Genomic DNA, 22,102 nt, shown 5'->3' with positions numbered 1-22,102 from the left:
CGTCTATCTCGCTGCTGTTTACTCTATCTGTCTTATCTTATTAACCAGCAGGAAGTTATGCACCATGACGCGTAAACAGGCAACCATCGCAGTACGTAGCGGTTTGAATGATGACGAGCAATATGGCTGCGTTGTCCCACCGATTCATCTCTCCAGCACCTATAACTTTACCGACTTCAATGAGCCGCGCGCTCATGACTACTCACGTCGTGGCAACCCGACGCGTGATGTCGTGCAACGTGCGCTGGCAGAGCTGGAAGGGGGCGCTGGTGCAGTGATGACCAATACGGGCATGTCTGCCATCCATCTGGTGTGTACCGTATTCCTGAAACCCGGCGACCTGCTGGTGGCGCCGCATGACTGTTACGGCGGCAGTTACCGTCTGTTCGATAGCCTGAGCAAACGCGGTGCGTATCGCGTGAAGTTTGTTGACCAGGGCGATGAGGCTGCTTTACAGGCGGCGCTGGCTGAGAAACCCAGGCTGGTACTGATTGAAAGCCCGAGCAACCCGCTGCTGCGTGTGGTGGATATTGCGGCGATCACCCAGGCTGCGGCAGAAGCTGGCGCGATTAGCGTGGTGGACAATACCTTCCTCAGCCCGGCTTTACAGAATCCGCTGGCGCTGGGTGCTGACCTGGTGATTCACTCCTGTACCAAATACCTTAACGGTCACTCCGATGTGGTGGCCGGTGCTGTTGTCGCCAAAGACCCGCAGCATGTGACTGAACTGGCCTGGTGGGCGAACAATATTGGTGTGACCGGTGGCGCATTTGACAGCTATCTGCTGTTGCGCGGCATGCGTACACTGGCTCCGCGTATGGCGGCGGCACAGCGTAATGCGCTGGCGATTGTCGATTATCTCAAACAACAACCGCTGGTGAAAAAGCTGTATCATCCTTCCCTGCCGGAAAATGCCGGACATCAGTTTGCGGTACGTCAGCAAAAAGGCTTTGGCGCCATGCTAAGTTTCGAGCTGAACGGTGATGAGGCAACGCTGCGTCGTTTCCTGAAAGCGCTGGAATTATTCACACTGGCGGAATCGCTGGGCGGCGTCGAAAGTCTGATTTCCCACACGGCAACCATGACCCATGCGGGCATGTCTGCTGAAGCGCGTGCGGCAGCGGGGATTTCGGAGACGCTGCTGCGTATTTCGGTGGGAATTGAAGATCACGAAGATTTAATCGCCGATCTGGATAATGCATTCCGGATCGCGGCCAAGAGGTAAGCATGAGTTATTCAGCAGTGGCAGGGGCCGACAGTTCGCGGCAGTTACATAAATTTGGTGGCAGTAGCCTGGCCGATGCCAAATGCTACCTGCGTGTTGCCGGGATCATGGCAGAGTACAGCCAGCCGGGTGACCTGATGGTGGTCTCGGCAGCCGGTAGTACCACTAACCAGCTGATTAGCTGGCTTAAGCTGAGCCAGAATGATCGGTTGTCTGCGCACCAGGTGCAACAGGCATTACGTCGTTATCAGAGTGAGCTGATTAGCAGTCTGTTACCGCCGGATGTCGCTGACCCGCTGATTGCTGAATTTATTCATGACCTCGAAAAACTGGCCGCCCTGCTGGATAACAAAATCACTGATGCGGTTTATGCACAGGTGGTGGGGCACGGTGAAATCTGGTCGGCACGTCTGATGTCAGCAGTGCTGAATCAGCGGGATATTCACGCTGGCTGGCTGGATGCCCGCGAATTTTTACGCGCCGAACGTGCAGCACAGCCGCAGGTGGATGAAGCGAAGTCACAGCCGCTGTTACAGCAGTTGATGGCACAGCATCCTGATCAGCGTCTGGTGGTCACTGGGTTTATCTGCGCAAATGATGCGGGTGAAACGGTGCTGTTAGGGCGCAACGGCAGTGACTATTCGGCAACGCAGATCGGTGCGCTGGCCGGTGTGACACGCGTGACCATCTGGAGTGACGTGGCCGGCGTGTACAGTGCTGACCCGCGTAAAGTGAAAGATGCGTGTTTGCTGCCGCTGCTGCGTCTGGATGAAGCCAGTGAGCTGGCACGTCTGGCGGCTCCGGTGCTGCATACGCGTACGCTTCAGCCGGTTTCAGGCAGCGATATCGATCTGCAACTGCGTTGCAGCTATCAGCCGGAGCAGGGATCAACACGTATTGAACGCGTGCTGGCCTCAGGCACAGGGGCGCGTATCGTGACCAGCCATGATGATGTTTGTCTGATCGAATTCCATGTACCTGCACAGCATGATTTTGCCGCGCGGCATAAAGAGATCGATCAGCTACTGAAGCGTGCACAGGTTCGTCCGCTGGCAACCGGCGTCCATCCTGACCGTAATCTGTTACAGCTGTGCTACACCTCGGAAGTGGTAAACAGTGCCCTGACTCTGCTGGAAGATGCAGGATTACCGGGGCGTTTGCAGCTGCGTGAAGGCATGGCAATGGTGGCGATGGTGGGGGCTGGCGTTTGCCGTAACCCGCTACACAGTCACCGTTTCTGGCAGCAGATGAAAGATCAGCCGGTGGAATTTATCTGCCAGTCACAGGAAGGCATCAGCCTGGTGGCGGTGCTGCGCGTCGGGCCGACGGAACATCTTATCCGGGGCCTGCATCAGACGCTATTCCGAGCGGAGAAGCAGGTGGGCCTGGTGCTGTTTGGCAAAGGCAACATCGGTTCCCGCTGGCTGGAGCTGTTTGCCCGTGAGCAGGAAACCCTTTCTGCGCGCACCGGGTTCGAATTTATTCTTGCCGGGGTGGTGGACAGCCGCCGCAGTCTGTTGAGTTACGACGGGCTGGATGCCAGCCGTGCACTGGCCTTTTTCGAAGAGGAAGCGGTAGAGCAGGACCAGGAATCGCTGTTCCTGTGGATGCGTGCCCATCCATTTGATGACCTGGTGGTGCTGGATGTGACCGCCAGTGAAACGCTGGCTGCGCAGTACCTGGATTTCGCCAGCTACGGTTTCCACGTGATTGGTGCGAACAAAGTGGCAGGCGCGGCCAGTAGCAATAGTTATCGCCAGATCCGCGATGCGTTCGCGAAAACCGGGCGCCACTGGTTGTATAACGCCACGGTCGGTGCCGGGTTGCCGGTTAACCACACGGTGCGCGATCTGCGTGAAAGCGGTGACAGCATTTTGTCGATCAGCGGTATCTTCTCCGGCACGCTCTCGTGGCTGTTCCTGCAATTTGATGGCACGGTGCCCTTTACCGAGCTGGTGGATCAGGCGTGGCAGCAGGGTCTGACTGAACCCGATCCGCGTGTCGACCTCTCCGGCCAGGATGTGATGCGTAAGCTGGTGATTCTGGCGCGTGAGGCGGGCTACGATATTGAACCTGACCAGGTACGCGTTGAGTCGCTGGTTCCCGCCAGCTACCAGTCGGGATCGGTGGATGACTTCTTTGAGAATGCCGATGAGTTGAATGACCAGATGGTTCAGCGCTTTGAAGCCGCTCAGGAACTGGGACTGGTACTGCGCTACGTCGCACGTTTCGATGCCAACGGCAAAGCGCGTGTTGGCGTGGAAGCCGTGCGTGACGATCATCCGCTGGCGGCGCTGTTGCCGTGTGATAACGTGTTCGCTATCGAAAGCCGCTGGTATCGCGATAATCCCCTGGTGATCCGTGGGCCGGGTGCAGGGCGCGATGTCACTGCCGGAGCCATTCAGTCGGATCTCAACCGCCTGGCACAGTTGCTGTAATCTCCTCCTCATTTGGGCCAGGCACGCCTGGCCCCTTCGCCACACCACACCATCATGAAATTCCCTCATCTTTGTTGAGGATTTGTCACGCCTGGCCATCATTTATCTGTTGACTGAATAACCAATTTCCGTCATTTTGAATGTCTGGACGTCTAAACGGATAGACGGTCAAGGTAGCGAACCATCTTCAGCAGCGATCGATGAGGTAACGGGTATGAGTTTTTTCCACGCAAACCAGCGCGAAGCATTGAACCAAAGTCTTGCCGAAATCAGCGGGCAAATTAACGTTTCCTTTGAGTTCTTTCCGCCGCGTACCAGTGAAATGGAAGACACTCTGTGGAGCTCAATCGATCGCCTTAGCAGCCTGAAGCCAAAATTCGTTTCGGTCACTTACGGTGCTAACTCGGGTGAACGTGACCGTACCCACAGCATTATCAAAGGCATTAAAGACCGCACCGGTCTGGAAGCCGCCCCACATCTGACCTGTGTTGATGCTACCCGCGATGAACTGCGCGCCATTGCCCAGGATTACTGGGACAACGGCATCCGCCATATCGTGGCACTGCGCGGTGACCTGCCGCCGGGCGGTGGCAAGCCGGAAATGTACGGGGCTGACCTGGTCGCCTTGCTGAAAGAAGTGGGTGATTTCGATATTTCTGTCGCGGCCTACCCGGAAGTGCATCCGGAAGCGAAAAGCGCACAGGCCGACCTGATCAACCTGAAACGTAAAATTGATTCCGGCGCGAACCGCGCGATCACTCAGTTCTTCTTTGATGTAGAAAGTTACCTGCGTTTTCGTGACCGCTGCGTGTCTACCGGTATTGATGTTGAGATTGTCCCGGGTATTCTGCCGGTGTCGAACTTTAAGCAGTTGCAGCGCTTTGCCACCATGACTAACGTGCGGGTACCAGGCTGGATGACCAGCATGTTTGAAGGACTGGATAACGACCCGGAAACCCGCAAAATGGTGGGTGCCAACGTCGCGATGGATATGGTGAAGATCCTCAGCCGCGAAGGGGTGAAAGATTTCCATTTCTACACGCTGAACCGTGCCGAAATGAGCTATGCCATTTGTCATACGCTGGGCGTACGCCCGGGGGCGCAGATCATCGCCTGAGAGGGGCGGCACAAACAGAAAAAGGACGCGAAAGCGTCCTTTTTTGATCGTTGCGGGCGAACATCTTTAGGGGCCGATCATTTTTTCCGATCGGCCCGTGAGGCCGGATTAACCGGTATTACGCATCCCTGCCGCAACACCCGCAATCGTCACCATCAGTGCCTGCTCAACGCGGGCATCCGGCTCTGCGCCTTCTGCTTCCTGCTGGCGTGAACGATGTAACAGTTCGGCCTGCAATACGTTCAGTGGGTCAGTGTAGACGTTACGCAGCGCAATCGATTCGGCAATCCACGGCTGATCGGCCATCAGATGGGAATCGTTGGCGATGGTCAGCACTGCTTTAATATCCGAGTCCAGCTGGTCACGTAGCTGTTTGCCCAGTGCCCACAGCGACTTATCGACCAGGCGCTGATCGTAGTACTCCGCCAGCCACAGGTCGGCTTTCGAGAACACCATTTCCAGCATCCCCAGGCGGGTAGAGAAGAACGGCCAGTCACGACACATGGTCTCCAGCGTTTCCTGATGACCATCTTCCATCGCTTTCTGCAATGCGGCACCGGCACCTAACCAGGCAGGCAGCATCAGGCGGTTTTGCGTCCAGGCGAAGATCCACGGAATGGCGCGCAGTGATTCGACACCCCCTGTCGGACGACGTTTAGCCGGACGCGAACCCAGGGGTAATTTGGCCAGCTCCAGCTCCGGTGTGGCGGAGCGGAAGTACGGCACGAAATCGGCGTGTTCACGTACATAGCCACGGTACATTTTGCAGGAAACATCAGAGAGCTGATCCATGATGCTGTTCCACTCCGCTTTCGGCTCCGGTGGTGGCAGCAGGTTAGCTTCGAGGATCGCGCCGGTATACAGCGACAGGCTGCTAATGGTGACTTCCGGCAGGCCGTATTTGAAACGGATCATCTCGCCCTGTTCGGTGACGCGCAGGCCACCTTTCAGGCTGCCCGGAGGCTGAGACAGCAATGCTGCATGCGCAGGCGCACCACCACGGCCGATTGAACCGCCACGTCCGTGGAACAGCGTCAGGGTGATACCCGCTTTCTCGCAGGTTTTGATCAGTGCATCCTGGGCCTGGTACTGTGCCCAGCTTGCTGCCATCACGCCCGCATCTTTCGCGGAGTCAGAATAGCCAATCATCACCATCTGTTTGCCCTGAATCAGGCCGCGATACCAGTCAATGTTGAGCAGCTGGCTCATCACGTCGTTGGCGTTATTCAGGTCATCGAGGGTCTCAAACAGCGGTGCGACCGGCATGGCGTAAGTAATGCCCGCTTCTTTCAGCAGCAGGTGAACCGCCAGCACGTCTGACGGCGTTTTCGCCATCGAGATCACATAGGCAGCAATCGAACCCTGAGGCACTTCTGCGGCCACGCGGCAGGTATCCAGCACTTCTTTGGTGTCGGCACTGGGTTCCCACTGGCGCGGCATCAACGGACGCTTGGAATTCAGTTCACGGATCAGGAAGGCCTGTTTGTCGGCTTCTGACCAGCTTTCATAATCGCCAAGACCGAGGTAACGGGTGATCTCTGCAATGGCTTCAGTGTGGCGGGTGCTCTCCTGGCGCAGGTCAATACGCACCAGTGGAACGCCAAAGCACTTCACGCGGCGCAGGGTATCAAGAAGCTGACCGTTGGCAATGATGCCCATGCCACACGCCTGCAGTGACTGGTAGCAGGTGTACAGTGGTTCCCACAGCTGGTCGTTGGAGATCAGTAAATTGGCCGGGCGTGGTAAGCGCTCGCCCTTCAGGCGGCGTTCGAGATAAGCCTGAGTGCTCATCAGCTGGCCACGGAGATTTTTCATGATCTCGCGGTAAGGTTCCAGGGCTTCCGGGTTACCACACAGCTCACGCACTTCTGGCGTACATTCGGACATCGACAGTTCAGAAACCAGCACGGCGATATCACGCAGGAACAGGTCGGTCGCTTTCCAGCGGCTCAGTTGTAAAACATGGCGAGTGATGTCGGCCGTGACGTTCGGGTTGCCGTCGCGGTCGCCGCCCATCCAGGAGGTAAATTTCACGGGGACAAAATCAACCGGCAGGGTGTAGCCAAAAGCGGCTTCAACCTGTTCGTTTAATTCGCGCAGGAAGTGAGGAACGCCTTCCCACAGGCTGTTTTCGACGACCGCAAAGCCCCATTTGGCTTCATCGACCGGTGTCGGGCGGTATTTACGAATTTCATCGGTATGCCAGGCCTGTGCAACCAGCTGACGCAGGCGGCGCATGATCTTGCCATGGTCATAATCAGACAGGTCATTGTGATCCAGCTGTTGCAGGCAGGTATTCACTTCTACCAGCTTATGGATCAAGGTGCGGCGGGTGATTTCAGTCGGGTGCGCGGTCAGAACAAGTTCAAGCGACAGGGATTCAATAGCTTCACGAACGGCGGCTTCCGTCAGATCCGGCTGCTGCTTCAGGCGTTCAAACGTCTTTGCCAACAGCTCCGGGTGATTCGCACCTTCGCCTTTTGGCGAAATGGTGTGGTACTGCTCGGCCACGTTGGTCAGGTTGAGGAACTGGCTGAAAGCACGGGCAACCGGCAACAGTTCGTCATTGGACAGATTTTGCAGCGTGGACAGCAACTCTTGACGGTGGGCATCATTTCCCGCACGTGATGACTTAGAGAGCTTACGGATGGTTTCTACCTGGTCCAGGATGTTCTCTCCCAGTGCATCCTTAATCGTATCCCCGAGCAGTTTGCCGAGCATACTGACATTACTTCGCATTGCGGAATATTGTTCGTTCATATGACCCCTGACACCCTTCTTGTATTTGTAACTTTAATATCCGTCATATTTGAAGCTGCAACTACGTTGGCCGCTCTCACTCACCCGAATCACTGACTAATGTAAGCTCATCGGGACTCGCTCTTTTGCCGCCTTGCTGCAACTTCAACTATTTTGGCTATAAATAACCCTTGTGGGCATAACTTAGCCTTTTATCTAGCCACGTTAGCAACCATTCGTCAATTGACTTAAATTTGCCGCAACGTGACGCTAAATAGCGGGAATTTATGAAATTTAATTACAACGGAGTGAGATAAGTTATTCTTATCAACCAGAATAATTGAAATCGGTGGCAAACGGCTGTTTTGGCAGTCATTTACCCCCTTTTTTACTCAGTGATGGCAAAAATGATGCACCACCTGGGCGATCAACTCCCGGGTGGGTTTGATAAATGCCGTGTCAATAAATTCATCCGGCTGGTGTGCCTGATCGATCGATCCCGGGCCTAAAACCAGCGTCGGGCAGATTTCCTGAATGAATGGCGCCTCGGTACAGTAGTTCACCACTTCCGTTTCTGTCCCCAGCAATTTCTCCACGACCTGCACCAGCTGATGTTCGCGCGGGCACTCATAACCCGGGATCGGTGGATGCAGCTCACCCACGGTCAGGCGACCTGGCCAGCGTTCACTGACGGGTGCCAGCGCTTCATTCAGCAAACCGTCAAGGTCGCTTAACGTCAGGCCTGGCAGTGGGCGGATATCCATATGCAGTTCACAACAGGCGCAGATGCGGTTGGCAGCGTCGCCACCGTTGATATGGCCAAAGTTCATGGTCGGATAGGGAATAGCGAATCCGTCATGGTGGTAGCGCGTTTTTAGCGTATTACGCAGTTCCATCAGTTGGGTAATCGACTCGTGCATCAGCTCGATGGCGTTGACGCCGCGTCCTGGATCGCTTGAGTGGCCGGACTGGCCCTGAATGCGAATCACATTGGAGAGATGGCCTTTGTGGGCGCGAACCGGTTTCAGTGAGGTGGGTTCACCGATAATGGCGCAGTCCGGGCGCAGGCTGGTAGTTTCAGAGAAAAACTTCGCGCCCGCCATCGTGGTTTCTTCATCGGCGGTGGCGAGGATATACAGCGGTTTTTTCAGCGTTGAAACGTCAATATCACGCAGGGTATCTAAAATGAAGGCGAAGAACCCTTTCATATCGGCGGTGCCCAGACCGTACAGTTTGTTGTCGTGCTCGGTCAGGGTAAAGGGATCGCGCGTCCAGCGGCCATCGTCGAAGGGAACGGTATCGGTATGACCCGCCAGCAGCAGCCCGCCGGCGCCCTGGCCGCTCTTCGCCAGCATATTGAATTTGTTGCGCGTACCGGGGACGGGTTGGACTTCCACGCTAAAGCCAATATCGCGGAACCAGCCGGCCAGTAAATTGATTAAAGTCTGATTACTCTGATCGAGCGCACTGTCGGTTGCACTGATTGATGGCGTAGCAATCAACTGGCGGTAAATCTCGATAAAAGGGGGTAATTTTGTCTTCACTGTTGACAGTCCTTGAGTTAGGATAGTATCAATATTCATGCATTAATAGTGAATAAAAATACATTAACGACGACCGGATGGAAACCGATAAATTTGTCTTCCACGGTAGCAGTTCAACAGGCGTTTTGGCAGCCCTGAAGCGCAATGACTCACAGTGAGCGAGTGACTTTCATGACAAATCCGTTAATTATCAAGTTGGGTGGTGTGTTGCTGGACAGCGAAGAAGCGCTGGAGCGGCTGTTTGACGCGCTGGTGACCTACCGTGCTGCCCACCAACGCCCACTGCTGATTGTTCACGGTGGTGGCTGCCTGGTGGATGAGCTGATGACTAAGCTTGCGCTGCCGGTGAAGAAGAAAAACGGCCTGCGCGTGACACCCGCCGATCAGATTGACATTATTACCGGTGCACTGGCCGGGACGGCGAACAAAACTCTGCTGGCCTGGTCGAAAAAACATGGCATTGATGCCGTTGGCCTGTGCCTCGGTGACGGCGGTAGCGTCAATGTGGCGCAGTTTGATGATGAACTCGGGCACGTGGGCCTGGCAACACCGGGATCGCCACGGTTGATTGCCACACTGCTGGAGGCGGGTTATCTGCCAGTCGTGAGTTCGATAGGTATTACTCAGGATGGCCTGCTGATGAACGTTAACGCCGATCAGGCCGCGACGGCGCTGGCTGCCACTCTGGGTGCAGACCTGATTCTGCTCTCTGACGTGAGTGGTATTCTCGATGCCAATAAACAACGCATCGAAGAGATGACGGCAGAGAAAGCGGAACAGCTGATTGCTGATGGCGTGATCACTGACGGCATGATCGTCAAGGTGAATGCCGCACTGGACGCTGCCCGTACCCTGGGCCGTCCGGTAGATATTGCCAGCTGGCGCCATGCTGAACAGCTGCCAGCCCTGTTTAACGGCGTGTCTATTGGCACCCGTATCCTCGCTTAATTATAAACCTTTCCCGAAAAATTTCGGGTTGCAGCAAGGCGGCGACGGAATGAATCCCCGGGAGCTTAGTTCACTAAGTGACTGGGGTGAGTGTAGGAAGCCAACGTAGTTGCAGCGTGAAAGATGATGGGAAATTGAAGGAAGAGACAATGCAAGATAAAAGCATCAAGAAAATCGTACTGGCTTACTCCGGCGGTCTGGATACTTCGGCCATTATTCCGTGGCTGAAAGAGAACTACGGCGGCTGTGAAGTGGTGGCATTCGTGGCCGATATCGGTCAGGAACGTGGCGATCTGGAAGGTGTAGAGCAGAAAGCGCTGCAATCCGGTGCATCTGAATGCCACGTTGTGGACCTGCGTGAAGAGTTCATCAGCGAGTACGTGTATCCGGTGCTTCAGACCGGTGCCCTGTATGAAGGCACCTACCTGCTGGGGACGTCAATGGCGCGCCCAATTATCGCTAAAGCTCAGGTTGAGCTGGCACTGAAAGTGGGTGCAGATGCACTGTGCCACGGCGCAACCGGTAAAGGTAATGACCAGGTGCGTTTCGAAACCACCTATACCGCACTGGCTCCGCAGCTGAAAGTGGTGGCACCGTGGCGTGAGTGGAACCTGCGTTCCCGTGAAGCCCTGCTGGACTACCTGAAAGAACGTAATATCCCGACCACCGCGTCGCTGGAAAAAATCTACAGCCGTGACGAAAACGCATGGCATATCTCCACCGAAGGCGGCGTGCTGGAAAGCCCGTGGAACGCACCGAACAAAGATTGCTGGGTATGGACCGTGGATCCGCTGGAAGCACCAGACCAGCCGGAGCAGGTGACCGTTGCTGTTGAGAAAGGCCGCGTAGTTGCCGTCAACGGTGAAGCGTTAAGCCCGTTCGGCTGCCTGGACAAACTGAATGCTATCGGTGCCCGTCACGGTGTTGGTCGTATCGATATCGTGGAAAACCGCCTGGTGGGCATCAAGTCCCGTGGTTGTTACGAAACCCCGGGCGGCACCATCATGGTGAATGCGCTGCGTGCGGTTGAGCAGCTGGTTCTGGACCGTGACAGCTTCAAATGGCGTGAGCAGCTGGGCCTGGAAATGTCCTACGTGGTTTACGATGGCCGTTGGTTCGCGCCACTGCGTAAATCCATTCAGGCATCCGCCGCTGCCCTGGCAGAAGAAGTGAACGGTGAAGTGGTTCTGCAACTGTACAAAGGCCAGGTCACCGCGATTCAGAAGAAATCAGCTAACAGCCTGTACTCTGAAGAGTTTGCGACCTTCGGTGAAGATGAAGTTTACGATCACCGTCATGCTGGCGGCTTTATCCGTCTGTTCTCACTCTCTTCACGTATCCGTGCGCTGAACGAGAAGAAGTAATTCTTTGGGCGAGGCAACTCGTCCCTACAGGTATTCGTAGGGGCGGCACATGTGCCGCCCGTATTACATTATTTGAATGGAGTACGCATCATGGCACTTTGGGGTGGACGGTTTACGCAGGCAGCAGATCAACGTTTCAAGCTTTTCAATGACTCACTGCGCTTCGACTATCGTCTGGCAGAGCAGGACATCACTGGTTCCATTGCCTGGTCCAAAGCGCTGGTGACGGTCAATGTATTAACCACAGAAGAACAGCAGCAGCTGGAAGTGGCGCTGAATGTTCTGCTGGAAGACGTGCGCGCGAACCCACAGCAAATTCTGGAAAGCGATGCCGAAGATATTCACAGCTGGGTGGAAGGCAAACTGATTGACAAGGTCGGTGCGCTGGGTAAAAAACTCCACACTGGCCGTAGCCGTAATGACCAGGTCGCTACCGACCTGAAACTGTGGTGTAAAGCGCAGGTCAGCGAACTGCTGATCGCCACACGCCAGTTCCAGCAGGCGCTGGTGGCGACGGCGGAAGCCAATCAGGACGCCGTCATGCCGGGCTATACCCACCTGCAACGTGCCCAGCCGGTGACGTTTGCACACTGGTGCCTGGCCTACGTTGAGATGCTGGCACGCGATGAAAGCCGCCTTCAGGATACGCTGAAGCGCCTTGACGTCAGCCCGCTAGGCTGTGGCGCACTGGCCGGAACCGCGTACGAAATCGACCGTGAGCAGTTGGCAGGCTGGTTAGGTTTTGCCTCTGCCACCCGTAACAGCCTGGACACCGTGTCTGACCGTGACCATGTGCTGGAGCTGCTGTCTGATGCGTCCATCGGCATGGTTCACCTGTCGCGTTTCGCTGAAGACCTGATCTTCTTCAACACCGGCGAATCCGGTTTTGTTGAGCTGTCCGATAAGGTCACTTCGGGGTCATCCCTGATGCCGCAGAAGAAAAACCCGGATGCGCTGGAGCTGATCCGTGGCAAAGTTGGCCGCGTACAAGGCGCATTGACCGCGATGAGCATGACCCTGAAAGGTCTGCCGCTGGCGTATAACAAAGATATGCAGGAAGACAAAGAAGGGCTGTTTGATGCGCTCGATACCTGGTCTGACTGCCTGCATATGGCCGCACTGGTGCTGGATGGTATTCAGGTGAAACGCCCACGTTGCCAGGAAGCCGCTGAGCAGGGTTACGCGAATTCGACGGAGCTGGCGGATTATCTGGTCGCGAAAGGCGTGCCATTCCGTGAAGCGCACCATATTGTAGGTGAAACCGTGGTCGAAGCGATTAAACAGGGTGTGGCGCTGGAAGCGCTGACGCTGGGTGATTTGCAGAAGTTCAGCAGTGTGATCGGAGAGGATGTGTACCCGTTCCTGTCTCTGCAATCCTGCCTGGATAAGCGTAACGCGAAAGGCGGTGTCTCTCCGCATCAGGTATCAAAAGCGATTACTGAAGCGAAACAGCGTCTGGCGTAATGGCTTTTGTGTCAGGCGTGCAAAGGGTCAGGCATGCCTGACCCCTGGGATGACATAGGGGATGGGCATGCCCATCCCTGTTCGGTTTATGCCGTAAAGAACTGCTCTAAATCATCGCTTCCGCCAATATGGCGACCACCGATAAACACCTGCGGCACAGTGGCACGGCCGGTAACGGCGCGCAGACTGACGGTCGTGGCATCCTGGCCCAGCACGATTTCTTCGAACTGAATTCCACGATCTAACAGCATCTGTTTGGCTTTCGCGCAGAATGAACAGCCGGGTTTGGTGAACAGGGAAACGGATTCCTGCACTTTAAATTCTGGTGCGACGTAGCGCAGCATGGTGTCTGCATCAGACACTTCAAACGGGTCGCCCGGCTTGTTAGGTTCTACAAACATCTTCTCTACCACACCGTTGCGTACCAGCATCGAGTAACGCCATGAACGCGGACCGAAGCCGAGATCGGCTTTCTCAACCAGCATCTCCATGCCACGGGTGAACTCACCGTTGCCATCAGGGATAAAGGTAATGTTTCCGGCGTTCTGATCGGCTTTCCAGGCGTTCATCACGAAAGTGTCATTCACCGAGACGCACAGGATACTGTCCACGCCGTGTTTTTTGAACACATCGGAGAGTTCGTTATAGCGCGGCAGATGGCTGGAGGAGCAGGTAGGAGTAAAAGCCCCCGGCAGTGAAAAGACGATCACGGTTTTGTCTTTAAACAGCTCATCAGTAGTGACATCAACCCAACTGTCGCCCTGGCGTGTGTGAAAAGTGACCTGCGGGATGGACTTACCTTCCTGACTTGCAAACATAAAAGACCTCAAGGTGGTGAAATTTAGTGTGCCCATTTTTGGCACCGGCACATTATTACCATTCAGGCTTGATAGGGATAATCGTTGGTTGCTATGCTATCTATCGTCACGGGCTATCGTGAAAAAGAGGATAAAATGAATATTCGTGATCTGGAGTATCTGGTTTCGCTGGCAGAACATCGCCATTTTCGTCGTGCAGCCGATGCCTGCCATGTAAGTCAGCCAACGTTAAGCGGCCAGATCCGCAAGCTGGAAGATGAACTGGGGGTGATGCTGCTGGAGCGTACCAGCCGCAAGGTGTTATTCACTCAGGCGGGTCTGCTGCTGGTGGATCAGGCCCGTACAGTGCTGCGGGAGGTCAAGGTCCTGAAAGAGATGGCCAGCCAGCAAGGCGAGGCGATGTCCGGCCCGCTGCACATTGGGCTGATCCCGACCGTTGGCCCGTATCTGCTGCCGCAGATTATTCCTACGCTTCATCAGACCTTCCCTAAGCTGGAGATGTATCTGCACGAAGCACAAACGCAGCAACTGCTGGCGCAACTCGACAGCGGTAAGCTGGACTGTGCGATCCTGGCATTGGTGAAAGAGTCAGAAGCGTTTATTGAAGTCCCGCTGTTTGATGAGCCGATGAAACTGGCGATCTATGCGGATCACCCGTGGCACGACCGCGATCGTGTTCCGATGTCGGATCTGGCCGGGGAGAAACTGCTGATGCTGGAAGATGGTCACTGTCTGCGCGATCAGGCGATGGGCTTTTGCTTCCAGGCGGGGGCGGATGAAGATACGCATTTCCGTGCGACCAGTCTGGAAACGCTCCGCAATATGGTGGCGGCGGGCAGCGGTATCACACTGTTACCTTCGCTGGCCGTACCGAACGAAAGAGTGCGTGATGGCGTCTGTTATCTGTCCTGCTATAAGCCGGTACCACAGCGCACTATCGCCCTGGTGTATCGCCCAGGTTCACCTCTGCGTGGCCGTTATGAACAGCTGGCAGAGGCGATCCGTGAGCATATGCGGGGTGTGATGGGCCGCTTAGAACAGCCGGTTTAAACCGTTAAGCGCCGCCACCCGATAGGCTTCCGCCATGGTGGGGTAGTTAAAGGTGGTATTCACGAAGTACTCAATCGTGTTGCCACCGTTTTTCTGTTCCATTATCGCCTGGCCGATATGGATAATCTCCGCAGCACGTTCACCGAAGCAGTGAATACCGAGGATCTCTTTGGTTTCGCGGTGGAACAGAATTTTCAGACTACCGACGTTCATACCAACAATCTGCGCACGTGCCAGGTGTTTAAACTGCGCACGGCCCACTTCATATGGCACTTTCATTGCTGTCAGTTGCTGCTCGGTTTTCCCCACAGAGCTGATTTCCGGAATGGTATAGATACCTGTAGGAATATCTTCGATCAGATGAGCGCTGGCCTCGCCTTTGATCATCGCCTGAGCGGCAATGCGGCCTTGATCGTAGGCGGCTGATGCGAGACTCGGATACCCGATGACATCGCCTACCGCATAGATATGCGGCTGCGCCGTCTGATACATACTGTTCACCTTCAGCAGGCCGCGGCCATCCGCTTCCAGTCCGACATTTTCCAGCCCCAGCCCATCGGTATTACCGGTGCGGCCGTTGGCGTACAGCAGGCAGTCTGCTTTGAGTTTTTTTCCGGATTTCAGGTGCATGATCACACCATCGGCCACACCTTCAATCTTCTCGAACTCTTCGTTGTGGCGAATGACCACGCCGTTATTCCAGAAGTGATAGGACAGCGAGTCTGACATTTCCTGATCGAGGAAGGCCAGCAGACGATCACGGGTATTGATCAGGTCAACTTTGACGGACAGACCACGGAAAATCGATGCATATTCACAGCCAATCACCCCGGCGCCATAGATAATCACATGACCAGGTTCATGGTGCAGATTCAGGATAGAGTCGCTGTCATAAACACGTGGATGAGTAAAGTCGACATCCGGCGGATGATAAGGACGTGATCCGCAGGCGATGACAAACTTGCCTGCGGTCAGGCGCTCAATGCTGCCATCGTGGCTCTCAATTTCAATGGTGTTGGCATCGACAAAGCGAGCATCCCCCTGGAACAGTTCACAGTGATTGCGCTCATAGAAACCCTGGCGCATGTGGGTTTGCTGGCTGATAACGTTTTCGGTGTGATTCAGAATGTCGGCGAAAGAAGAACGGAGAAGACGCGTGTGGTCGCTATACAGTGGGTTCTGGTTGAACTCGATAATGCGGCTGACGGCGTGACGCAGCGCTTTCGACGGGATTGTTCCCCAGTGTGTACATCCGCCACCAATATTGTGGTAGCGCTCGATGACGGCAATACGTGCACCTTGCTTCACCAGTCCCATCGCAGCACCTTCACCGCCAGGACCGGAACCAATGACAATGGCGTCGTAATCATAAGACTGTTGCATACCAATACGTCCTATTTTCTTATACAATTTTACAACGAGATTCTAACATCTCACGCCTCAGTTCCCAATTCTAACCGTGCTTTTTGCCATCAAATGCCAAATAACAGGGTTAACAGCCGCTCACAAAGTTTGGCCCACTGTACGCTGAAATTTTTGCTATAGTGCTCACTTGCAGGCTAAACAGGCACAAAAATGGGCGTTAGAGCGCAGCAAAAAGAACGTACACGACGTTCACTTATCGAAGCGGCATTCAGTCAACTCAGTGCCGAACGTAGTTTTGCCAGCCTCAGTTTGCGGGAAGTTGCCAGGGAGGCGGGGATTGCCCCAACGTCATTTTATCGTCACTTTCGTGATGTAGATGAATTGGGATTAACCATGGTGGACGAAAGTGGTCTGATGTTGCGACAGTTGATGCGCCAGGCGCGTCAGCGTATTGCTAAAGGTGGCAGTGTCATCCGCACTTCGGTTTCTACCTTTATGGAGTTTATTGGTAATAACCCAAATGCCTTCCGGTTACTCCTGCGTGAACGCTCCGGCACGTCAGCCGCATTTCGTGCCGCTGTTGCCCGTGAAATTCAGCACTTTATTGCCGAACTGGCCGATTATCTGGAAGTTGAGAACCGTATGCCGCGCAGCTTCACTGAAGCGCAGGCAGAAGCGATGGTCATTATCGTGTTTAACGCCGGTGCTGAAGCACTGGATATTGATGTCGATCAGCGGCGCCAGTTGGAAGAAAGGCTGGTACTGCAACTGCGTATGATCTCGAAAGGGGCATATTACTGGTATCGACGTGAGCAGGAGAAGCTGGCGGTGACGCTGGAAGCAAAAGACTAAGCGGCCTGGTCAGGGCCTACATGGCAAATAACCTAGCCGACTGGAACAAATTCAAGGGGATGACATGAATTTAGCGACTGGCCGCGATAAAGGCACTCTGCTGTTAACATTTCTTACCGGGCTGTCGATTAATGGCTCGTTTTCGGCGCTGTTCAGCACGGTGGTGCCATTTTCTGTCTTCCCTTTGATCGCGCTTGGTCTGGCTGCCTGGTGTCTGCATCAGCGCTACCTGAATCGCGCGATGCCTGAAGGGATGCCTTCGCTTGCTGCCGGCTTTTTCCTGCTGGGGATTCTGGTGTACAGTGCAATTGTCAGAGCAGAGTATCCTGAGATTGGCTCAAACTTTGTGCCGACCATTCTGATGGTGGCGGTGGTGTTCTGGATTGCGGTTAAGTGGCGCGCGCGTCATTCCAGCGTGTAAAGCGAAAGCCGGGCGATGGATATCGCCCGAGCCAGATTAGCGGCGGGTCAGCAACACGCCACACTCCATATGGTGTGTGTACGGGAACTGGTCGAACAGGGCCAGGCGCGTAATCTCATGAGTAGCCGATAATGTGGCAAGGTTCTCGCACAGCGTTGTCGGGTTGCAGGAGATATAAAGGATACGCGGATACGCCTGCACCATTTTCACCGTTTCGTCATCCAGGCCGCTGCGCGGAGGGTCGACGAAAATGGTTTCACACTCATAGCTGGTCAGATCGATGCCTTCCAGGCGCCTGAAGCTTCTTTCTCCGTTCATCGCCTGAGTAAACTCTTCTGCCGCCATACGGATAATCTGGACGTTATCGATCTGGTTTACCGCGATATTGTACTGAGCAGAGGCGACTGACGGTTTGGCGATTTCCGTTGCCAGCACGCGGCGGAAGTTACGCGCCAGCGCCAGCGAGAAATTGCCATTGCCGCAGTACAGTTCCAGCAGGTCGCCGCGAGAATCACGCGTGGCATCCAGAGCCCATTCCAGCATCTTCACATTCATTGCCGCATTTGGCTGCGTAAAGCTGTTTTCTACCTGGCGATAGATCATCTCACGGCCGTCCACCATCAGACGCTCATCAACGAAATCCTGATCCAGACAGATTTTGGTTTTAGTGGCGCGGCCGATCAAATGCAGATCGAAACCTTCAGCGCGCAGCGCATCACGCAATAGCGTGGCAGCCTGCTGCCATTCATCATCCAGCTTGCGGTGATAGAGCATAGAGACCACGACCTGGCCGCTGACTGTCGACAGGTAGTCAATCTGGAACAGTTTAAAACGCAGTGCACGCTGGTCGCGCACGGCATCGATCAGCCGGGGCATCAGGCGGTTAATCAGCTCACTGGCTGCCGGGAAGCTGTCTACCCGGATGCGGTCATGTGTCTTTTGATCGAAGATAATATGGTACAGATCATCACCGTCATGCCAGATACGGAACTCTGCACGCATCCGGTAATGGCTGACCGGAGAACGGAAGACCTCGACGTTGGGAGCATTAAACGCAGACATCATGGATGTCAGTCGTGTCACTTTCTCTGTGAGTTGGTCGTCATAGTGTTCAACAGGCAGTTGTTCGGGTGTCATGGGCGTTCCTGAGTATGTGGCAGTGATAGCCGGGCGATTGTAGGGATTCTTTACCTCATGTCCAGTATTGTCCACGATTCACCCTTTATGGATGTCTGGATATCTGGACTTCTAACATATTTGTTCATAAAATGCGTTCCCCGGCCTCCCACGAGTTAATAGGGAATCCAGTGTAAATCTGGAGCTGACGCGCAGCGGTATAGAATGTCGTGACAATAGCGTAACGCAGACACTGTCTTTTGACGGGAAGTCATTGCCACCCAACGATTCTGAGCCCGAAGACCTGCCGGATTAACGTCGCATTTCTTACGGTCATCGCGTGCTATCGATCGTATGCCTGCGGCATCCTGCACATTTTTTGGATGCTTGGTCATGATGACAACTAAAAATACGCTGTTGGCGTTTAGCGCTACGGCAATTTCCCTCTGGGCGCAAAACGGCTTTGCACAGGACAGTAATAAAGAAGAAACGCAGGTTGTGACTGCGAATCGTTTTGAACAGCCAGTCTCTTCTGTATTGGCCCCTACCACGGTGGTCACGAAAGAGCAGATCGACCGCTGGCAGTCAAAAACGCTGACGGATGTGATGCGTCGCCTGCCGGGCGTTGATATTGCTCAAAATGGTGGAATGGGCCAGCAAAGCTCACTGTTTATTCGTGGTACTAACTCCAGCCATGTTCTGGTCTTGATTGATGGTGTGCGCCTTAATCAGGCGGGGATCAGCGGTGCTTCCGATCTCAGCCAGATCCCAATTTCACTGGTTCAGCGGATTGAATATGTACGTGGAGCACGTTCAGCGGTCTATGGTTCTGATGCCATTGGTGGGGTACTCAACATCATTACCACGCGCACTAAGGAGGGTACGACGCTGGCGGCAGGGGTAGGTTCCAACGGCTATCAGTCTTACGACGGTTCCACTCAGCAGATGCTGGGCCAGAATACTCGGGTGACGCTTGCAGGTAACTATACCTACACCAAAGGCTATGATGTTGTTGCTAACTACCCTGATGCGCTTGGCAACACTGCACAACCCGATCGTGATGGGTTTATGAGCAAGAACATCTATGGCGCGATTGAACATCAGATCAATGATGATTTTAGTGCCTTTGTTCGGGGTTATGGCTTTGATAACCGTACTGCCTATGACGGTAGCCCGACCTATGTTCAACCCGATACCTATGTTGATACTCGCCAGCTGTATAGCCAGACCTGGGATGGTGGACTCCGCTTCAATAGTGGTCTCTATTCTTCCAATCTGACCGCCAGCTACAGCCACACGAAAGATTATAACTACAGTCCTGATATGGGACGCTATGCGTCTTCTGCCACTCTTGATGACTCCCAGCAGTATAATTTGCAGTGGGCCAATAATGTGGTCGTGGGACAGGGCAGTGTGGGTGGCGGCGTTGACTGGCAGAAGCAGTCCATTGAGCCAGGGACTGCTTATGTGAATGACCATCGTGAAGTGACCAATACGGGTTTGTATGCCACCGGGCAGCAGATGTTTGGCCCAGTGACGCTGGAAGGTGCCGTTCGTGGCGATGATCACTCCGTTTACGGCTGGCATAACACCTGGCAGACCAGCGCGGCCTGGGAGTTCATTGAGGGTTATCGTTTCATCGCCAGCTACGGGACGGCATTCAAGGCACCCAACCTCGGTCAGCTGTATGGTTCTTTTGGCGGCAATAGCAATCTTGATCCTGAAGAGAGCAAACAGTGGGAAGGGGGCTTCGAAGGCTTAACAGGCCCTGTGACCTGGCATGTATCCGGATATCGCAACGATATCGACAGCCTTATTGATTACAGTAGTGCCAGCGGTGGTTATTACAATATCAATAAAGCGACTATCAAAGGCGTTGAAGCAACGGCTTCATTTGATACCGGCCCGGTATCTCACCAGATTTTCTATGACTACGTTGATCCGCGTAATGCCGAAACCAATGAGATTTTGCTACGTCGGGCTAAACAGCAGGTGAAGTATCAGCTCGACTGGACGGTGTATAATTTCGACTGGTCAGTGAGTTATCAATACCTGGGTGAACGCTACGACCGTCAATATGCAACGAATCCAAATGGTGATCTCGCCAAATTGGGCGGCGTCAGCCTTTGGGATCTCGCGGTTTCGTATCCAGTCACATCCCATCTCACTGTTCGTGGTAGAATTGCCAACCTGTTCGATAAAGATTACGAGACAGTGTATGGCTATGAAACCCCTGGACGGGAATACTACCTCAGCGGCAGCTACACCTTCTAAACCGCGCCCCACCGTGCTGGTCTTTGACTCCGGCGTCGGTGGGCTTTCTGTCTATGATGAGATCCGCAAATTATTGCCGGATCTCCATTATCTCTATGCTTTCGACAACGTTGCTTTCCCCTATGGCGAAAAGTCGGAAGAGTTTATCGTCGAGCGTGTGGTGACCATCGTGGAAGCGGTCACTCGGCTCTATCCTCTTGCGCTGGTGGTTATCGCCTGTAACTCGGCGAGCACCGTGACGCTCCCTGCTCTGCGAGAACGCTTTGAATTTCCTGTTGTCGGTGTTGTGCCAGCGATTAAGCCAGCGGCACGTCTGACCCGTAACGGCGTGGTTGGTCTGCTGGCGACGCGTGGCACGGTAAAGCGTCCTTATACTAAAGAGCTGGTGGCGCGTTTTGGTGGTGAGTGCAAAACCGAGATGCTGGGCTCTGCGGAACTGGTGGAGTTAGCAGAAGCTAAGCTGCATGGTCAGCCTGTTCCTATAGAAGAAGTAAAACGTATTCTGCAACCCTGGCTGCGGATGCAGGAGCCACCCGATACCGTGGTGCTGGGCTGCACGCATTTCCCTCTTATCAGTGAAGAGCTACAGCAAGTACTGCCTGAAGGCACTCGTTTAATCGATTCTGGCGCTGCCATTGCCCGCCGTACGGTGTGGCTGCTGGAAAATGAGTCTCCTGAGGCTTTTTCTCAGGATGAGAACATGGCGTTCTGCATGGATATCACTGAACAGGCAGTTCAATTAATGCCCGTTTTACAACGATATGGCTTTGCAAAGCTCGAAAAACTGGCGCTTTAGGGAACTTTAGGGCAAAAAATCACCACTCAGAAAGTTTTTTGCAATTAGCCCTTGTCACTCTCCAGAAAATCCCTATACTGCGCCTCCACTGACACGGAACAACGGCTTACAAGTCACCGGGTCAGGAGCGTCAGGTAACTGATAGCGCCGGAAAAACTTCTCAAAAAGAAGTTGACTCCGAAGGAGGAAGGCGTAATATACGCCACCTCGCAACAGGAAGCTTCGGCACTGATTGCACCGCTCTTTAACAATTTATCAGACAATCTGTGTGGGCACTCGCAGGATTGATATCAGTCACCTCCGGGTGACAAAAAATATCAAGTCTTAAGAGTGAACACATAATGAAATTCATTATGACGTTTTACACTTGAGCATCGCTGCACTTGTTGCAGCAAATCGAACTTTTAATTGAAGAGTTTGATCATGGCTCAGATTGAACGCTGGCGGCAGGCCTAACACATGCAAGTCGAACGGTAGCACAGGGGAGCTTGCTCCCCGGGTGACGAGTGGCGGACGGGTGAGTAATGCCTGGGAAACTGCCCGATGGAGGGGGATAACTACTGGAAACGGT

At 54.2% G+C, this 22,102-nt stretch carries 16 protein-coding genes, 1 rRNA gene and 1 riboswitch; of the genes, 12 read left to right on the top strand and 5 right to left on the bottom strand.

The features are described 5' to 3' along the window. The first annotated feature begins 64 nt into the window (after positions 1-64). The 3 genes from metB to metF all read left to right on the top strand — a co-directional run bounded on the left by metB (position 65) and on the right by metF (position 4,780). Positions 65-1,225 (top strand): cystathionine gamma-synthase, encoded by a 1,161-nt coding sequence (gene metB, locus WH279_RS06215; protein WP_339455332.1) that lies wholly within the window; start codon positions 65-67, stop codon positions 1,223-1,225. Positions 1,226-1,227: 2 nt separating this feature from the next. Continuing rightward, positions 1,228-3,663: a bifunctional aspartate kinase/homoserine dehydrogenase II gene (locus WH279_RS06210; protein WP_339455331.1), complete on the top strand. Its 2,436-nt coding sequence runs from the start codon at positions 1,228-1,230 to the stop codon at positions 3,661-3,663. A 214-nt stretch (positions 3,664-3,877) separates the two neighbouring features. Then, complete coding sequence (gene metF, locus WH279_RS06205) at positions 3,878-4,780, top strand: methylenetetrahydrofolate reductase (RefSeq protein ID WP_339455330.1); 903 nt, start codon at positions 3,878-3,880, stop codon at positions 4,778-4,780. 108 nt (positions 4,781-4,888) lie between these two features. Here metF and ppc read toward each other — a convergent pair whose 3' ends face one another. Together ppc and argE are read right to left on the bottom strand one after the other, a co-directional pair. After that, a complete protein-coding gene (gene ppc, locus WH279_RS06200; protein WP_133846346.1) occupies positions 4,889-7,540 on the bottom strand; it encodes a phosphoenolpyruvate carboxylase in 2,652 nt (883 codons plus the stop codon). Between the two features lie 371 nt (positions 7,541-7,911). Beyond that, positions 7,912-9,063: an acetylornithine deacetylase gene (gene argE / locus WH279_RS06195; RefSeq protein WP_200643383.1), complete on the bottom strand. Its 1,152-nt coding sequence runs from the start codon at positions 9,061-9,063 to the stop codon at positions 7,912-7,914. Positions 9,064-9,234: 171 nt separating this feature from the next. Here argE and argB point away from each other — a divergent pair, with 171 nt between their 5' ends. The 3 genes from argB (at position 9,235) to argH (ending at position 12,839) form a co-directional block, all read left to right on the top strand. Then, positions 9,235-10,011 (top strand): acetylglutamate kinase, encoded by a 777-nt coding sequence (argB, locus tag WH279_RS06190; RefSeq protein ID WP_200643382.1) that lies wholly within the window; start codon positions 9,235-9,237, stop codon positions 10,009-10,011. 149 nt (positions 10,012-10,160) lie between these two features. After that, entirely contained in the window at positions 10,161-11,375 is a 1,215-nt protein-coding gene (locus tag WH279_RS06185; RefSeq protein WP_133846343.1) for an argininosuccinate synthase, read from the top strand. Between the two features lie 90 nt (positions 11,376-11,465). Beyond that, the gene (gene argH, locus WH279_RS06180; protein WP_133846342.1) at positions 11,466-12,839 is read left to right on the top strand and encodes an argininosuccinate lyase; all 1,374 of its coding nucleotides are present in this window, start codon (positions 11,466-11,468) and stop codon (positions 12,837-12,839) included. Between the two features lie 86 nt (positions 12,840-12,925). On the opposite strand, the gene WH279_RS06175 is transcribed toward argH, so the two are convergent. Next, the gene (locus WH279_RS06175) at positions 12,926-13,657 is read right to left on the bottom strand and encodes a glutathione peroxidase (RefSeq protein ID WP_159338331.1); all 732 of its coding nucleotides are present in this window, start codon (positions 13,655-13,657) and stop codon (positions 12,926-12,928) included. A gap of 135 nt (positions 13,658-13,792) precedes the next feature. On the opposite strand from WH279_RS06175, the gene oxyR reads away from it, so the two are divergent. Then, positions 13,793-14,707: a DNA-binding transcriptional regulator OxyR gene (gene oxyR, locus WH279_RS06170; protein ID WP_133846340.1), complete on the top strand. Its 915-nt coding sequence runs from the start codon at positions 13,793-13,795 to the stop codon at positions 14,705-14,707. Here the strand turns inward: oxyR and sthA are convergent. After that, positions 14,690-16,090 carry a Si-specific NAD(P)(+) transhydrogenase gene (gene sthA / locus WH279_RS06165; RefSeq protein ID WP_339455329.1) on the bottom strand — a complete coding sequence of 467 codons (1,401 nt, stop codon included), beginning with the start codon at positions 16,088-16,090 and terminating at the stop codon, positions 14,690-14,692. The genes oxyR and sthA overlap by 18 nt on opposite strands. 192 nt (positions 16,091-16,282) lie before the next feature. On the opposite strand from sthA, the gene fabR reads away from it, so the two are divergent. Together fabR and WH279_RS06155 are read left to right on the top strand one after the other, a co-directional pair. Continuing rightward, the gene (fabR, locus tag WH279_RS06160; protein ID WP_339455328.1) at positions 16,283-16,924 is read left to right on the top strand and encodes an HTH-type transcriptional repressor FabR; all 642 of its coding nucleotides are present in this window, start codon (positions 16,283-16,285) and stop codon (positions 16,922-16,924) included. 64 nt (positions 16,925-16,988) lie between these two features. Beyond that, the gene (locus WH279_RS06155) at positions 16,989-17,345 is read left to right on the top strand and encodes a YijD family membrane protein (protein ID WP_339455327.1); all 357 of its coding nucleotides are present in this window, start codon (positions 16,989-16,991) and stop codon (positions 17,343-17,345) included. Positions 17,346-17,381: 36 nt separating this feature from the next. Here WH279_RS06155 and trmA read toward each other — a convergent pair whose 3' ends face one another. Then, a complete protein-coding gene (gene trmA / locus WH279_RS06150) occupies positions 17,382-18,482 on the bottom strand; it encodes a tRNA (uridine(54)-C5)-methyltransferase TrmA (protein ID WP_339455326.1) in 1,101 nt (366 codons plus the stop codon). Between the two features lie 125 nt (positions 18,483-18,607). Further along, positions 18,608-18,787, top strand: a riboswitch (cobalamin riboswitch). A 67-nt stretch (positions 18,788-18,854) separates the two neighbouring features. Here trmA and btuB point away from each other — a divergent pair. The 3 genes from btuB to WH279_RS06135 form a co-directional block, all read left to right on the top strand. Beyond that, complete coding sequence (gene btuB, locus WH279_RS06145; protein ID WP_339455325.1) at positions 18,855-20,735, top strand: TonB-dependent vitamin B12 receptor BtuB; 1,881 nt, start codon at positions 18,855-18,857, stop codon at positions 20,733-20,735. After that, entirely contained in the window at positions 20,680-21,531 is an 852-nt protein-coding gene (murI, locus tag WH279_RS06140; protein ID WP_133846334.1) for a glutamate racemase, read from the top strand. The genes btuB and murI overlap by 56 nt, the downstream gene beginning before the upstream one ends. A 405-nt stretch (positions 21,532-21,936) precedes the next feature. After that, positions 21,937-22,102 (top strand): 16S ribosomal RNA (locus tag WH279_RS06135); the annotation flags it as partial.

The organism is Erwinia sp. MYb375, assembly GCF_037479175.1.
Classification (GTDB): Bacteria; Pseudomonadota; Gammaproteobacteria; order Enterobacterales; family Enterobacteriaceae; genus Erwinia; species Erwinia rhapontici.
This window is presented reverse-complemented; position numbering and strand designations above follow the sequence as displayed.